This is a genomic window from Methylobacterium sp. CCH5-D2, from assembly GCF_001556475.1.
GTDB lineage: Bacteria > Pseudomonadota > Alphaproteobacteria > Rhizobiales > Beijerinckiaceae > Methylobacterium > Methylobacterium hispanicum.
In genome coordinates this window covers 1-1,315 of the sequence record NZ_LSIX01000830.1, presented here as the reverse complement: position 1 = coordinate 1,315, position 1,315 = coordinate 1, and the positions used below count along the sequence as shown (strand labels likewise).

At 77.0% G+C, this 1,315-nt stretch carries 1 protein-coding gene; it reads left to right on the top strand.

Annotation, left to right across the window (positions count from 1 at the left end):
- Positions 1 to 1,315, top strand: a 1,315-nt coding sequence (locus AX737_RS21795; protein WP_197430678.1) for a glycoside hydrolase TIM-barrel-like domain-containing protein, incomplete at both ends; no start/stop codon positions are given.

Sequence of the window (1,315 nt, the reverse complement as noted above, 5' to 3'; positions counted from 1 at the left end):
TGGGCGCCGTACTCGGTCCAGTCGGCGGCGTAGACCAGCGGCACGGCCGGGCCGACGCGGACCTCGCCGACACGATCTACGACCGCGCCTACCTCACCGAGGCCTGCGGCCGCGGCGAGGCCTTCGACTGGTACTATCCCGACGCGCGGGCGCGCGCCGCGCAGGCCCGCGCTCCGATCACGGACGGCGCCTACGGGAAGCCGTGGCTCTACCGGGCCAAGGACCTCGTCGGCTGGTGGTCGAACGCGCATGTCGAGCGGACGGGCGGCGTCGAGTCCGGGGCGAGTCCCTGGCTGCCCTGCTCCAAGCCGATCTGGCTCACCGAGATCGGCGTGCCGGCGGTGGACAAGGGCACCAACGGCCCGAACGTCTTCCCCGACCCGAAATCCTCCGAGAGCGCCGCCCCGCCGGGCTCGACGGGCGCGCGCGACGCGCTGATCCAGCTGCGCGGGCTGGAGGCGATCCTGACCCGCTTCGACCCGGCCGCGCCGGGTTTCTCCGAGGCGCACAACCCGGTCTCGCCGGTCTACGGCGGGCGCATGGTCGATCCGGCCGCGATCTTCGTCTGGGCCTGGGACGCGCGGCCCTTCCCGGCCTTCCCGGAGACCGACGCGGTCTGGGCCGATACCGGCAACTGGCGGGTCGGGCACTGGATCACCGGCCGCATCGAGGGCTGCGACCTCGACCGGCTGGTCGCGGCGATCCTGGCCGACCTCGGCGTGGACGCGCCCGCCCGGATCGAGGCGGCGGCCTTCCTCGACGGCTACGTCATCGACCGGCCGCTCTCGGCGCGCGCCGCGCTCGAGCCGCTGGCCCAACTCTACGGGCTCGACGTCTCGGCGGTGGCCGGCACCTTGCGCCTGCGGGGCCCGCGCCGCGAGACCGCCCTGGTGCTGGCCGAGGACGACCTCGTGCGCGCCTCCGGGACCGAGGCGCCGCTCGCCCAGGTGCGGGCCGAGGACAGCGCCCTGCCCCGCAGCGTCGAGTTCGGCTTCACCGATTCGGAGAGCGCGGGCTACCGGCGCGCCAACGCGGCGGCGGCGCGGCCGGCCGGCGGGCGGCGCCGGGAGAGCCGGGTCGAGGCGGCCCTCGTCACCCGGCGCGCGAGCGCGGAGGCGCTGGCCGAGGCGCTGCTCGACCGCGCCATCGCGGGCCGCGACACCGCCCGCTTCGCGCTGAGCCCCCGCCTCGTCGCGCTGGAGCCCGGAGACCTCGTAGCGCTGCCCGCCGCGCGGGCGGGCGGGCCCGCGCTCCAGCGCGTCACCCGCATCGACGACGGCCCGGCGGGGCGCCGCATCGAGACCCGGGGCGTGCC